The organism is Pseudomonas sp. P4_B3, from assembly GCF_056402295.1.
In genome coordinates, this window is sequence record NZ_JBFUHR010000028.1 from 61,612 (window position 1) to 75,547 (window position 13,936).

Sequence of the window (13,936 nt, forward strand, 5' to 3'; positions counted from 1 at the left end):
GCCGCGTTTGATACGCGGCTTTTTTGTGAGAAATTCAAAAGATCGCAGCCTTCGGCAGCTCCTACAGATGATCGGCGTAGGAGCTGCCGAAGGCTGCGATTTTTTAGCTCTATGCCCTTTTGGTACGCGGCAGGAAGATCGCCAACACCCCGAACAACGGCAGGAACGAACACAGGTAGTACACGTATTCGATACCGCGAATGTCCGCCAAATGCCCAAGCAGCGCCGCGCCAATCCCGCCGAAGCCGAACATCAAGCCGAAGAATACCCCGGCGATCATCCCGACATTGCCCGGCACCAATTCCTGGGCGTACACCACGATGGCCGAGAACGCCGAGGCGAGGATGAAGCCGATGACCACGCTGAGGATGCTGGTCCAGAACAGGTCGACATGGGGCAGCAGCAGTGTGAAAGGTGCAACACCGAGGATCGAGAACCAGATCACTGCCTTGCGCCCGATCCTGTCGCCAATCGGCCCGCCAAAGAATGTCCCCGCGGCTACTGCGCCGAGAAACAGGAACAGGTGCAGCTGCGAGCTGGCCACCGACAGGTCGAACTTCTCGATCAGGTAGAAGGTGAAGTAGCTGGTGAGGCTGGCCATGTAGAAATACTTGGAGAACACCAGCAATCCGAGCACGACCAACGCGCTGGTCACTCGGCCCTTGGACAGGCCGTGAGTCGCCGCCTGGCCTTGCTTGAGCTTGAACAGGTTCAAGTGGTTGGCGTACCAGCGGCTGATCCGGTAGAGCACGAACAGCGCAAACACCGCGAACAGGCCGAACCACGCCACGTGCCCTTGGCCATAGGGAATGATGATCGCCGCCGCCAGTAACGGGCCGAACGCCGAGCCTGCATTACCGCCGACCTGGAAGGTCGATTGCGCCAGCCCGAAGCGCCCGCCTGAAGCCAGGCGCGCCACGCGGGACGCTTCCGGGTGGAAGGTCGATGAACCGATGCCGATCAAGCCTGCCGCCAGCAGAATCAACGGAAAGCTGCCGACCACCGACATCATCAGAATCCCGACCAGGGTGCAGACCGTCCCCGCCGGCAACAACCACGGCTTGGGATGGCGGTCGGTGTAGTAACCGACCCACGGCTGCAGCAGCGAGGCCGTCAACTGGAACGTCAGGGTGATCAGGCCGACCTGGGTGAAGGTCAGGCCATAGTTGGCCTTGAGCATCGGGTAGATCGACGGCAGCACCGACTGGATCAGGTCGTTGATCAAATGCGCCAGCGCTACCGCGCCGATGATGCGCATCACCAGGGGACTGCTTTGGGGCGTAGTGGACGCCGGCACTGAGCCGGACTGGGCGTTGCTGATAGCCATGGGGGTTTCCGTACAACAGGTGGGTACAAACAGGCAGATGCATCAATGTGCCATTTTTCAGTGCAGCAACGCCATCCCCTTAGCCTGCTAACGACCTCGTTTTTCATCGCCACAACCTTGATGGCGCAAAGCCATGGTCTGAATCTTGCCTTCCTTGTCTGCTTGAACGCGGCCTCCTTACAAAGGAGACCAAGAATGGGAAGTTTCGCCACAGAGTCGGCCTACAGAGCGGACAAGGGTGAACTTTCGAGGCCTTTTAAGAGGGCACGAGTCGGGGGCAACAACCTCCGGCGCACGCCAATGGTGCGTGGTGTCCAGAGGAGTCATGGGGCATGCAGGCTTTTTTATCACCGGGGATCGGGCTGCTGGGGCGCTTCGGCTTCGCACGCAAATTCCAGCTGTTGTTTCTGCTGTTTATCCTGCCGCTGGCCGGCAGCCTGTGGATGATCGGCCAGGACTATCGCGACAAACTCAGCCTGATCTCCGGCGAACGCGCCGGGGTGCGGCAACTGCTGGCGCTTGATGCGCTGGATGACCTGCTCGGCGCCCAGCGTGATCGTGCCGCCCGGTGGCGCGCCACGGAAACCAATCGCCAGCCAACGCCCGCCACCCTCGCCGCGATGGCCGCCTTCGATGCGGTTCAGCCCGCCGTCAGCCAGGCCACTGCCGAGTTGGGCAACGCCCTGCAAAAAGAAAACGCCGAGGGCGAAACCCTGTTGCGTTATCAGGCCCTGCAAACCGCCCTCGATGGCCTCGACTCAAAAAGCCTGAGCAACGTTGGCTGGTGGCCCGATGGCTATGATCGCTTCACCAACGCCTTGAGCGCCCTGCAAGCCTCGCGCGAACAGATCGCCATGGACAATCGCCTGACGCTGGCACCGTGGCTGGAGACTTATTTACTGACGCAGATTTCCACCCAGCATGCGCCGGACCTGATCGAACGGGTCGGTCGTCTAGCGGCGGTGGGTCAGGCCTCGGTGGTGTCAGGGCAGTTCACCCTGCAAAGCCGTCTGCAACTGCGCGACTTGCGCAGCCGCATCGGCGATGCGCGAGAGCAGTTGGTGAAAACCGCGGGCCTGCTCGAAGCGCGCCTGCCCAGCGCTCTGCAAACCTGGACCGGGCAATATCACGACAGCCTCAAGCACCTGGACGCAGGCCTGAAGGTGCTGGATGACGGCGTGTTCGACGGCAGCATCAACCTGAAGCCGGATGACTTCGAACGCACTCTGGATGCCCTGCTCTCCGATCTAGCCTCGTTGCGCCAACAATCGCTGGTGTCGCTGGATCAACGCCTGGATTACTACCACGACTCGGCAATCCGCCAGTTCATTGTGGTGGCCGCGGTGCTGGGCTGCCTGCTGTTGGCCGCGCTGTATCTGTTCATCTGCTTGCAGGCCTCGATCCGTCGCAGCGCCCGCGGCATCACGGTGCTGGCCGAGGCCTTGCGCGACGGCAATCTGAGTCTGCAAGTACCGGTTCGGGGACGGGACGAACTGGCGGCCATCAGCACCGCGCTGAACGTCGCCGTGGTTCAACTGCGCACCAGCCTGCAAGGGGTGGATCACGAAACCCTGCAATTGAGTCACGCGGTGCAAACCCTCAATCATCATTCCAGCGACGCCTTGGGCGAAGTCGAAGCCCAGCAGTTGCAGATCAGCCAGATTGCCGCTGCGGCGACGCAACTGGCCGCCACCTCACAAGGGGTGGCCCACAGTTGCGAACAGGCGTCCGGCAGCGCCCAGCACACCCGGCGCATTGCCGCCGACAGCAGCCGCGACAGCCAGCGCACCACCGCGAGCATCCAGCAACTCAATCAACGCCTGAACGACACTGCCGCGGCGCTGGGCCGGGTCAGTGAACAAGGGCAGCAGATTCAACTGGTGGTCGACACCATTCGCGGCGTTGCCGAGCAGACCAATCTGTTGGCCCTCAACGCCGCCATCGAGGCGGCGCGGGCGGGCGAGCAAGGGCGCGGCTTTGCGGTGGTGGCCGATGAGGTGCGCAGCCTGTCGCAACGCACACAATCGTCGACCGCACAGATTGCCGGCACGGTCGACAGCCTGCGCAACACCGTGAATGAGGCGGTCAGCCTGATGCAAGCCGCGTGCAGTCAGGCAGAGAGCGATGCACAAGCGGTCACCGGCCTCGGTGAACGGCTCGGGGAAATCGCCAGTGCGGTGCAGAGCGTCACCGATACCCTGGCGCAAATCGCCACGGCGGTGGAAGAACAGGCCAGTACCGCCGACGAGGTCAGCGGCAATATCCAGCAGGTCGATCAAGCGGCGGTGCGTTTGCTCGAAGGTGCCCGCGCGGTGAATCAGGCCGCGGACACCCTGAGCCACGGCAGCAAGGCCTTAAGTGACAATACCGGGCGCTTCCGCTTGAGTTGAGTCCGCCAGGACTTCTCAGGCGCGGATCACCGCCTCCGGGAAGTCCTGCTCCAGTTCGCTCTTGAGCCAGTCGATAAACCACGCCACGTCCGCCGAGAGCTCGGCGGACGGCGTCAGCACCCGATAACTTTCCAGCTTCACTTGCGCGTCCACCACCCGCACTAGCTTGCCGCTATGGAGTTCTTCGCGCACCAGCACTTCGTTGGCCAGCGCAATGCCCTGCCCGCTCTCGGCCACCGACAGCGCGTGGTCATTGTTGACGTAGAGCATGTCCGAATTGAGGTGGATGTCGAGGTCGTTGGCGGCGAACCACAGGTTCCACCACTCGCCGTCATCGACGTGGATCAGATTGTGTTTTACCAGGTCCCCGGGGCTGTCGATGGGCTCGACGCTGGCCAGATAATCGGGGGAACAGATTGGAAACACCCGAGGACAAATCAGGCTGGTGCGGGAGTGGGCATATTGGCCGTCCAATCCGTAGACGATGCCCAAGTCAGCACTTTTACCATCCACTTCGGTGAAGGTCGAATTGGGTTCGATGGCGAACTTCAAGCCCGGGCGCAGATGACGCATGGCCTCGATGCGCGGCATCAGCCAGCGCTTGGCGAACCCCGGCACCACCATGATGCGCAGCCAGCGCTCGGCGTGTTTGGGCTGCGCCTCTTTTCCGGCCTCGATGATCAGCTGCAAGGCGGCGGTGATCTTGCGGTGGTACTTCTCCCCCGCCGTCGTCAGGTTGACCCCGCGAGAGGTGCGCTCGAACAGTTGGATGCCCAGCCAGTCTTCCAGCAACTTCACGTGACGGCCGATGGCCGGCTGGGTCACGTGCAGGGCCTTGGAGGCTTCGACATAGCTGCCCAACCGGGCCGCGGCATCAAAGGCACGCACCGCGTTGAGTGGCGGCAAACGGTGGTCAGGCATGGTTTCCGGGCGCCTTCTGCTGTTAAATTTTTTAACAGCCCCTATGTTAAAATTGAAGTTTCGCCCCCGCAACCCCTCGCTGATAATCGATCCACAGCAGAACAAAAAAACAGCTGGTTACAACACCCGAACGCAATCTCGATCCTGCCCAGAAAAATAATATCCATGGCCCGAAGGCACAGCTGTTTTCAGCACGTGCGCAGGCGATGGGGGAATCGGAGGTAACGCATGAATGCCCTGCATTCGCTGCAAACGCTGGCGGTGTCCATCCGCTCAGTGCGCAAAGTCTACGGTGATCCAAAGACTGGCCCGGTGGCGCTGAAAAGCATCGACCTGGACATTCGCGACAACGAGTTCTTTACCCTTCTCGGCCCTTCGGGCTGCGGCAAAACCACGCTCCTGCGGATGATCGCCGGGTTCGAATTCCCTACTGAAGGCGAGATTCTGCTCTACGGCGAAAACATCGCCGACCGCCCGCCCTTCCAGCGCCCGGTCAACACGGTGTTCCAGCATTACGCGTTGTTCCCGCACATGACCATCGCCGAGAACCTGGCCTTTGGTCTTGAGTCCCACCCGATGGGCAAAGTCCTGAACAAAACGCAAATGGCCGAACGAGTGCGCGAGATGCTCGCCCTGGTGCAGATGGAGCGCTTTGCCAACCGCAAGCCGGCGCAACTGTCCGGCGGTCAGCAACAGCGCGTGGCCCTCGCTCGTGCATTGGCGCCGCATCCCAAAGTCTTGCTGCTCGACGAACCACTCTCGGCGCTGGACCTCAAGCTGCGCCAGGCCATGCGCGAAGAGCTGAAAACCATTCAGGCTCGCACCGGCATCACCTTCATCTTTGTCACCCACGACCAGGAAGAAGCCCTGACCATGTCCGACCGCATTGCCGTGTTGTCCGAAGGCGAGGTGCAGCAGGTCGGCCGTCCGGAAGACATCTACGAACGCCCGCGCAATCGCTTCGTGGCGGACTTCATCGGTGAAACCAACTTCATCGAAGGCACGGTCACCCGCGTCGAAGACGGCCTGACCTGGTTCTCCGGCCCCGCCGGACATCCGCTGCCTGCACAGCCGTGCAGCGATGTGCGAGTCGGCGCCAACGTCGCATTGTCCGTGCGCCCCGAGCGTTTGCATCTGGTGCCGGGCAATACCGAATGTGCCTTGCCGTGCCGGATCGAAGCGCAGATCTACCTAGGCACCGACCTGCAATACCAGGTCAGCCTGAGCGACGGCTCACGCCTCACCGTGCGCACCCCCAACTGCGTCGACCAGAGCAAACGCTTCGCCGTCGGCAGCCAGGCCGGTCTGTTGTTCGACCAGGGCAGCGCCAGCGTCCTGCACGATTGAGCACGAGGAATTGCCATGCACGCTTTACCGATTGCCAACCCCCTGGAACGTCGGCGGGCCTTCCAGAGCTTTCTCGGTGTCAGCCCCGCGCTGATCGCCATCGGCCTGTTTCTGATCGTGCCGATCCTGATCGTCATCGGCTATTCGCTGATGGAGGCCAACCCCTACGGCGGGGTGAACAAGGTATTCAGCAGTGACGCCTACACCTCGCTGTTGTTCGAGCGGCAACTGGATGACAGCCTGGCCTTCGCCGACTCCTACCTGATCATTGCCCTGCGCTCGATAGGTATCGCCGGGCTGACCACGCTCATCACCCTGTTGATCGGTTTTCCGGTGGCGGTATGGCTGGCCATGCAACCAGCTCATCGTCGCGGCCTGCTGATCTTCCTGATCACCGTGCCGTTCTGGGCCAACCTGTTGATCCGCACCTATGCGTGGATTCTGCTGCTGCGCAACACCGGGGTGATCAACAACAGCCTGATGGGCCTCGGGGTCATCGACCAGCCGCTGCAACTGCTCTACACCGACGGCGCGGTGCTGCTGGGGCTGGTTTATACCTACGCGCCCTTCGTGGTGCTGCCGATCTACGCCACCCTGGAAAAAATGGACATCCGCCTGCTCGAGGCCGCTCAGGACCTCTACGCCGGACGCGTTCGAACCTTGCGCAAGGTGGTGTTACCGATCGCCAAACCAGGAATTCTCGCTGGCGCCATCCTCACCTTCGTGCCTTGCCTGGGTGCGATGATCGCCCCGGAACTGCTCGGCGGCGGCACGCGGATGATGCTCGGCAACCTGATCTTCCGCCAGTTCAGCGATGCGCGTAACTGGCCATTCGGCGCGGCGCTTTCGCTGGTGTTGATGGCGGCGGTGATGTTGGTACTGACGGTTTATGCCTTGCGTGCCGAGCGCCAGCGCATCGCCAAAGGAGGTGCGTGATGATCGGCCTGTTCAAACGCAATACGCTGGGCGTGCAGGACTTCCCCGGCTTCGGCGGCTTCAGTTTCCTGTTCTACCTGTACCTCTACGCACCGATCGTGGTGCTGGTGGTGTTCTCGTTCAACGCCAACCAATCGGCCACGGTGTGGACCGGTTTCAGCATCGACTGGTATCGCGCGGCCTTCGCCAACCAGGCCCTGCGCCAGGCGGCCGGCAACAGCCTGTTGATCGCGGTCTGCGCCAGCATGGTCGCCACGGCCATCGCCACCCTCGCCGCCCTCGGCACCTCACGGGGTGCGAAGTTCAAGGGCCTGCAACTGTCCATGGGCGCGATCATGTTGCCCCTGGTGCTGCCGGAAATCGTGGTCGGCGTCGCCACCCTCGCGCTGTTTTCCACCATCGGCCTGTCCCTGGGCTACGGCAACCTGATCATCGCGCACACGGTGTTCTGTATCCCGTTCGCCTTTCTGCCAATACGGGCACGCCTGAACGACATGGACCTGTCCCTGGAACAGGCCTCGGCCGACCTGTATGCCGGCCCATGGCGGACCTTCCGCAAGGTCACCCTGCCGCTGCTGATGCCGGGGATTTTCTCCGGGCTGATGCTGGCCTTCATCGTGTCGCTGGATAACTTCGTGATCTCGATGATGGTCTCCCAGGCCGGCACCACCACCTTGCCGATCTTCATCTTCGGCCTGTTGCGCATGGGCGTGACACCGGACGTCAACGCCGTCTCGACCCTGATCCTGGGCGTCTCGGTGCTGTTCGTCACGCTCTCTTATCTGCTGGGCAAAAAGAAATCCTGAACCTTCTACGCACTGTGGGGAAATAGCATGAGCAAGTTGATTGCAAGCATCGGCACTTCGTTGTTCCTGACTTTACCGCTGACCATGGCCGGCAGCGTTCAGGCCGCGGAAAAGCTCAACGTGGTGAGCTGGAGCGGTTACTTTTCGCCGGAGATTCTCGCCAAATTCCAGAAGCAGACCGGCATCGAAGTCACCGTCGATTCCTACGATTCCAACGAAACCCTGCTGGCCAAATTGAAACAGGGCGGTGCCGGTTATGACGTGGCGATCCCCTCGCACCAGTTCGTGCCGATCCTGATCAAGGAAAAACTGCTGGAGCGTTTCGACCCGGTCAACGAGCCTTACTACGCCAGCGTCGTCGACAACCTGAAAAAACCCACCTGGGACCCGGAAGGCGCCTACTCTGTGCCGTTCATCTGGGGCACCACCAGCGTGGTGCTCAACACCGAGCGCTACAAGGGCCCCACCGACAGCCTCAAGGCGCTTTACGAGCCGCCGGCCGAACTGCAAGGGCGGATCAACATGTTTGACTCGGTCAGCGACGTGGTGGACATGGCCAGCCTGTACCTGAACATCCCGCTGTGCAGCGAAGATCCGAAGCAGATGCAGCAAATCCTGACCCTGCTCAAGGCGCAGAAACCCTTCGTCAAGACCTACAGTTCCAAGGCCGGCTCGATCCGCGAAAACCTCGCCTCGGGTGAAATCGACATGTCGACCTTCTGGGGCGGCTCGTCGATGCGCGCCCGGGAGATGAAACCGAGCCTGAAGTATCTCTACCCGAAAGAAGGTGTGCTGGCCTGGGTCGACAACATGGTCATCCCGACCGGCAGCAAGAACCCGGCGAACGCCAAGGCCTTCATCGCGTTCCTCAGCCAGCCTGAAAACGCGGCGATGACCCAGAACTTCCTCAAGCACCAGAGCCCGATCAAGGGTGTGGAACCCTTCCTCGATGCGGGCCTGAAGGACGCGCCGGAGCTGCACATTCCCGAAGGCACCAACGTGGTGTTCAGCAAGACCTGCGGCGAAGGCGCGATCCGCCTGGCCGACCGTCTCTGGACCAACCTGATGCGTTGATCTCTACCGCCCCGACGCGATGGCGGGGCGTTTTTCCAGCCGTCTGAAAGGCCGCTTGCAATGAACTCTAATAACATCAGCGAACTGGTCCTGTTGCAGGCCCATGAGCTCGCCGAACGCATCCGCCTGCGCCAGGTTTCCTGCCGGGAAGTGATGCAGACTTATCTTGCCCATATCGAACGCTTCAACCCGCAGGTCAATGCGCTGGTGAGCCTGCAAGCGCCAGAAGACCTGCTGGCCCAGGCCGATATCCGCGACGCCGAACTGGCAAAAGGCCAATACCGTGGCTGGATGCACGGCCTGCCCCACGCCATCAAGGACTTGTCCCTGACCCGTGGCATCCGCACCACGCTAGGTTCGCCGCTGTACAAGGACTTCATCCCCGAGCGCGACGGCATCATGGTCGAGCGGATCAAGGCCGCCGGCGCAATCATCATCGGCAAGAGCAACACCCCGGAATTCGGCCTCGGTTCACAAAGCTATAACCCGCTGTTCGGCGCGACCGGTTGCGCCTACGACCCGAGCAAGACCGCCGGCGGCAGCAGCGGCGGCGCGGCGGCGGCGCTGGCCATGCACCTGGTGCCGGTGGCCGACGGCAGCGACATGATGGGTTCGTTGCGCAACCCGGCGGCCTTCAACAACATCTTCGGCTTCCGTCCGTCCCAGGGTCGAGTGCCCTTCGATGACAGTGCCGACCTGTTTATCGACCAACTCGGCTACGAAGGCCCCATGGCTCGCAGCGTGCGCGATGCAGCGTTGCTGTTGTCGGTACAGGCCGGGGCCGATGCGCGGGCGCCACTGTCCATTGCCGAGCCCGGCAGCGCCTTTGCGGCACCGCTGGATCGAGACTTCAAAGGCACGCGTCTGGGCTGGCTCGGCGACTTCAACGGCTATCTGCCGATGGAAAAAGGCATCCTCTCATTGTGCGAAAAGGCCTTCGGCGACTTCGAAAGCCTGGGATGCCATATCGAGTCCGTACAGTCCGAATTCGCGCCAGAGAAGCTGTGGAGCAGTTGGCGGACGTTGCGTCACTGGATGGTCGCCGGCTCGTTGGGCGCGACCTATGCCGACCCGCAAAAACGTGCGCTGTTGAAACCGGAAGCCTGCTGGGAAGTGGAGAACGGCCTGAAACTCTCGGCCACCGAGGTGTTTGCCGCCTCGGTGACGCGCAGCGACTGGTATCGGGCGATCTCCAGGCTATTCGAAAAATACGACTATCTGCTGCTGCCCAGCGCTCAGGTGTTCCCGTTCGATAAAACCCAAGCGTGGCCCGCCTCCATCGAAGGCGTGACCATGGACACCTATCACCGCTGGATGGAGGTGGTGATTCCCGGCACCTTGTCAGGCTGCCCGGTGGCTAACGTACAGGTCGGCTTCAACGCCAGCGGCCTGCCCATGGGCCTGCAAATCATCGGCAGACACCAGGCCGACTTCGCTGTCCTGCAACTGGCGCACGCGTACGAACAGGCCAGCCGCTGGTTCCAGCGCTGCCCTTCACCGCTGCTCGGAGGGTCGATTTTGCTAAAGAGTTGATAAACGGTTGAAAGCGCAGAGAAATATTTTAGATTTATGCTTGACGCATCCCCGTTACCGGTGAATAATGCGCGCCACTTGGCTACATAGCTCAGTTGGTTAGAGCATAGCATTCATAATGCTGGGGTCCGGGGTTCAAGTCCCTGTGTAGCCACCAAGTACTAAAAACGGCTTACCGCAAGGTAGGCCGTTTTTTTATGCCTCGTTTTTTTATGCCTGTAGGAGCGAGCTTGCTCCTACACCGCTGGCAATGCAGACAACGCCCGCTCCCAGATCTGCCACGTCCGCAGCCAGACCATCGCCTGCCAATCGCTGTCGGCGGGATAGAACTGCTCGAGCAGATTCAGCTTGATCTCGCGCCCTGTTGCGTCATTCGGGTTGCCATGCAGATGCAGCCAGTGATCATCGCGCAGATGACGGTGAACGTCCGGCCCCGGGTAAGTCCCGCACTCAATGACAAACGGCATCAGCCGCACCTGTGGCAGCGCATTGATCAGCGCCTGCGAGGTGTAGCCGGTGGCCGTTGCGGCCACGCCGGTTTCGCTCAGGGTGTCGGCACCGGTTTGCAGGCTGTAGAGCCACGGGCCATAAATCGCCTGCGCATCCGCCAGCGCCGGATAGGCGGACTCGGTGATGGTCAACAACATCGGATGACCGTACTCGCCAGCGCCCGTGTGCAAGTCGAAACACATGGCAACCTCGGCATGGGCCACGTGCTTTTGCACGATCTTGTGCAGCGTGCGGTTTGACCAGCTCGGCGCCAGCCCGCCGAAAAACAGGCCGTCGGGATGAGCATGCTGACCACCCTCGACAATCGACATGACTGCCGGCCAGCCGTGCAGGCGGATCTGCTCGTCGAGCAAGGCATCGGCACGATCACGCTGCGGACCGTGCAACTGCGGGCAGGCATAGATTTCATGCAGGGCGTTGTAGGCCTGGTTGTCCGGCAGCGGGCGCTGGAAATCCAGGTGATTGCGGTTGAGGTCGATGTTGTCTTCATTGACCCGTCGCAACCACGCCATGCCCCAGGGGTTGATGGCATGGATCATGACTACGGCGACATCCGCTGGCAGGGAACGCCTGCCCAACTCCTGCAGCCATTTGATCTGACAGCCCGAGCCATAGAAGCCTTCGACCCCGTGGGTGCCGCTCAGCGCAATCAGCAGGCGCTTGGCGTCCGGATCACCCAATACCGCCACATCCGTGCTCAGGGGCTCACCAAACGGCCCTTTGAGCGGGTGTGGATACTCAGTCAGCGTTGCGCCGGCGCTGGTCGCTGCGGCCAGAAACTGTTCGCGCTGAGAGCGATAACTCGGCTGGGTTGGAAACTCGGTCTGCATGTCTGCCTCTTGTTGATTTTATGGTCTGCCTGTTGGCAACGACCCTACAGAAAACCCCGCCATTGATGAAGGACAAAAACGTCGGTGCCGTGGGACCTGGTTTGCGTCCCTCCCGGTCGGCCGATACAGTCCACTGATCGTAGATCCAACGGACGGAGTACCCCACACGTGTTCTCAACCTTCCCTTTGCGCCGCTATCGCCTGCCAGCTCTGTTTCTGCTCGCCAGCGTCTTGACCCTGACCGCGTGCAACAACGCTTCAGTCCCGACCCTGCCGCTCGCACCGGAAAGCGCCTCCGGTTTGCGCACCGACCTGCGCACCCAACACGCCGAGAAATACATGGCGGCGGCAGCCAACCCGCTGGCGGCCGAAGCCGGGCGGGAGATGCTGCGCCGGGGCGGCTCGGCCATCGACGCGGCGATTGCGATGCAAGCGGTGTTGACGCTAGTCGAGCCACAGTCTTCGGGCATCGGTGGCGGCGCATTGATCGTACTCTGGGATGGCAAAGCCGTGCGCACCTACGACGGCCGTGAAACCGCCCCGGCCGGCGCCACCGAGAAACTTTTCCTGCAAGCCAATGGACAACCGATGGGGTTCACCCAGGCGCAGATTGGCGGTCGCTCAGTGGGCACACCCGGCGTATTGCGCGCCCTGGAACTGGCCCATCAAAAACACGGACGCCTGCCCTGGGCGCAGCTGTTTGAACCGGCCATCCGGCTCGCCGAGCAAGGCTTTGCCATTTCGCCACGCCTGCATCAGTTGATCGCCGCGGATTCGTCCATGCCACGCTCGCCGGAAATGATGGCTTACTTGCGCAATGCCGATGGCAGCCCAAAAGCCGTCGGCACAAACTTGAAGAACCCGGCCCTGGCCGCCGTGTTCGAACGTATCGCCCATGAAGGCCCGGATGCCCTGTACAAAGGCCCGGTCGCCGAGGAAATCGCGGCCAAGGTTCAGGGCCACACCAACCCCGGCAGCCTGTCCCTGACCGATCTCGCCAACTACCAGGCCAAGGAGCGCGCACCGCTGTGCACCGACTATAAGCGCTGGCAGGTCTGCGGCATGCCGCCGCCGTCGTCGGGAGGGATCGCCGTGGCGCAGATCCTCGGCACGCTGCAAGCCCTGGAGACTCGCGATAAACGCCTGGCGCTGGCACCGCTGAAGCCGGTCAAGAGCACGGCCCCGGCCGGCATCGAACCCGACCCGCAAGCGGTGCACCTGATCTCCGAAGCCGAACGCCTGGCCTACGCCGACCGAGCTCAGTACGTCGCCGACACAGACTTCGTACCCGTGCCGGTCAAGGGCCTGGTCGACCCGGCCTACCTCGCCAGCCGCGCCGCCCTGATTGGCGAACGCAGCATGGGCACAGCCAAACCCGGCACTCCGCCGGGCATCCGGGTGGCCTATGCGCCGGACCGTTCGCCGCTGCGGATTTCCACCTCGCAAGTGGTGGCCGTCGATGACGCCGGCGGTGCCGTGTCGATGACCACCACCATCGAGTCAGCGTTCGGCTCGCACATCATGGTTCAGGGTTTCATGCTCAACAACGAGATGACCGACTTCTCATTCATCCCCGAGGAAAACGGGCAAAAAGTCGCCAACCGCGTCGAACCCGGCAAACGCCCGCGCTCTTCCATGGCCCCGACCCTGATCTTCGACCGCCAGAGCGGCGAATTCCTCGCCACCGTCGGTTCCCCCGGCGGCTCGCAAATCATCGAATACGTGGCCAAATCCACCATCGGCCTGCTCGACTGGAACCTCGATGCCCAAGCCGCCATTAACCTGCCCAACTTCGGCAGCCGCAACGGCCCGACCGAACTGGAACAGGGGCAGTTCAGCCCGACGCTGGTTCAGGCGTTGAAAGACAAAGGGCACAGCGTGAGCGAAATCGACATGACCAGCGGGACCCAGGCGATTGTTCGGGTCAAGGACGCCCAAGGCAAAGCGTCGCTGACAGGCGGGGCCGATCCGCGGCGTGAGGGGCAAGCGTTGGGGGATTGAGTCGTACGCGGGAATCGGCATAGGGGACGGCCTTCACAGGCCGTTCCCCTGCCACACCACCCGGCATGCGGGTCCGCACCGGGCGGTTCGAGAGATTGAGGTCAGGAGAGACGCGGTAAACCCGTTCTGTCGAACCACGCCATATCGAGCACTCGGTTGAGTTCAAGAGCGCTATTGCGCCACCAGGAGCGAGAGTTTCCCGCCACTTTGCGGGCAGTAACCTCACTTGCACCCAACTTGCGTAGCTCTCGATAGATCGTT

The 13,936-nt window shown here is 62.0% G+C and carries 10 protein-coding genes, 1 tRNA gene and 1 pseudogene; 8 read left to right on the forward strand and 4 right to left on the reverse strand.

The features are described 5' to 3' along the window. Positions 1–109: 109 nt before the first annotated feature. On the reverse strand, positions 110–1,327 hold the full coding sequence (locus tag AC1DWG_RS26925; protein WP_477762632.1) for an MFS transporter: 1,218 nt from the start codon (positions 1,325–1,327) through the stop codon (positions 110–112). Positions 1,328–1,659: 332 nt separating this feature from the next. Between AC1DWG_RS26925 and AC1DWG_RS26930 the strand changes: the two genes are divergently transcribed. Continuing rightward, positions 1,660–3,717: a methyl-accepting chemotaxis protein gene (locus AC1DWG_RS26930; RefSeq protein WP_477788577.1), complete on the forward strand. Its 2,058-nt coding sequence runs from the start codon at positions 1,660–1,662 to the stop codon at positions 3,715–3,717. A gap of 15 nt (positions 3,718–3,732) precedes the next feature. Here AC1DWG_RS26930 and AC1DWG_RS26935 read toward each other — a convergent pair whose 3' ends face one another. Further along, positions 3,733–4,638, reverse strand: a complete 906-nt coding sequence (locus AC1DWG_RS26935) for a LysR substrate-binding domain-containing protein (RefSeq protein WP_477762630.1) — start codon at positions 4,636–4,638, stop codon at positions 3,733–3,735. 228 nt (positions 4,639–4,866) lie between these two features. On the opposite strand from AC1DWG_RS26935, the gene AC1DWG_RS26940 reads away from it, so the two are divergent. From AC1DWG_RS26940 to AC1DWG_RS26965, 6 genes are all read left to right on the forward strand, one after another. Further along, a complete protein-coding gene (locus tag AC1DWG_RS26940) occupies positions 4,867–5,985 on the forward strand; it encodes an ABC transporter ATP-binding protein (RefSeq protein WP_477762629.1) in 1,119 nt (372 codons plus the stop codon). 15 nt (positions 5,986–6,000) lie between these two features. Continuing rightward, complete coding sequence (locus AC1DWG_RS26945; RefSeq protein WP_477762628.1) at positions 6,001–6,921, forward strand: ABC transporter permease; 921 nt, start codon at positions 6,001–6,003, stop codon at positions 6,919–6,921. Further along, positions 6,921–7,727 carry an ABC transporter permease gene (locus AC1DWG_RS26950; RefSeq protein WP_477762627.1) on the forward strand — a complete coding sequence of 269 codons (807 nt, stop codon included), beginning with the start codon at positions 6,921–6,923 and terminating at the stop codon, positions 7,725–7,727. The genes AC1DWG_RS26945 and AC1DWG_RS26950 overlap by 1 nt, the downstream gene beginning before the upstream one ends. Positions 7,728–7,754: 27 nt before the next feature. Then, the gene (locus AC1DWG_RS26955) at positions 7,755–8,801 is read left to right on the forward strand and encodes an ABC transporter substrate-binding protein (RefSeq protein ID WP_477788578.1); all 1,047 of its coding nucleotides are present in this window, start codon (positions 7,755–7,757) and stop codon (positions 8,799–8,801) included. Between the two features lie 60 nt (positions 8,802–8,861). Next, entirely contained in the window at positions 8,862–10,334 is a 1,473-nt protein-coding gene (locus AC1DWG_RS26960; protein WP_477762625.1) for an amidase, read from the forward strand. An 80-nt stretch (positions 10,335–10,414) separates the two neighbouring features. Then, positions 10,415–10,491 (forward strand) — tRNA-Met (locus AC1DWG_RS26965). Positions 10,492–10,570: 79 nt separating this feature from the next. Here AC1DWG_RS26965 and AC1DWG_RS26970 read toward each other — a convergent pair. Next, the gene (locus AC1DWG_RS26970) at positions 10,571–11,674 is read right to left on the reverse strand and encodes a M14 family metallopeptidase (RefSeq protein ID WP_477762624.1); all 1,104 of its coding nucleotides are present in this window, start codon (positions 11,672–11,674) and stop codon (positions 10,571–10,573) included. A 168-nt stretch (positions 11,675–11,842) separates the two neighbouring features. Here AC1DWG_RS26970 and ggt point away from each other — a divergent pair, with 168 nt between their 5' ends. Next, positions 11,843–13,675 carry a gamma-glutamyltransferase gene (gene ggt, locus AC1DWG_RS26975; RefSeq protein WP_477788579.1) on the forward strand — a complete coding sequence of 611 codons (1,833 nt, stop codon included), beginning with the start codon at positions 11,843–11,845 and terminating at the stop codon, positions 13,673–13,675. Positions 13,676–13,776: 101 nt separating this feature from the next. On the opposite strand, the pseudogene AC1DWG_RS26980 reads toward ggt, so the two are convergent. After that, a pseudogene (locus AC1DWG_RS26980) lies at positions 13,777–13,936 on the reverse strand (group II intron reverse transcriptase/maturase); the annotation flags it as partial.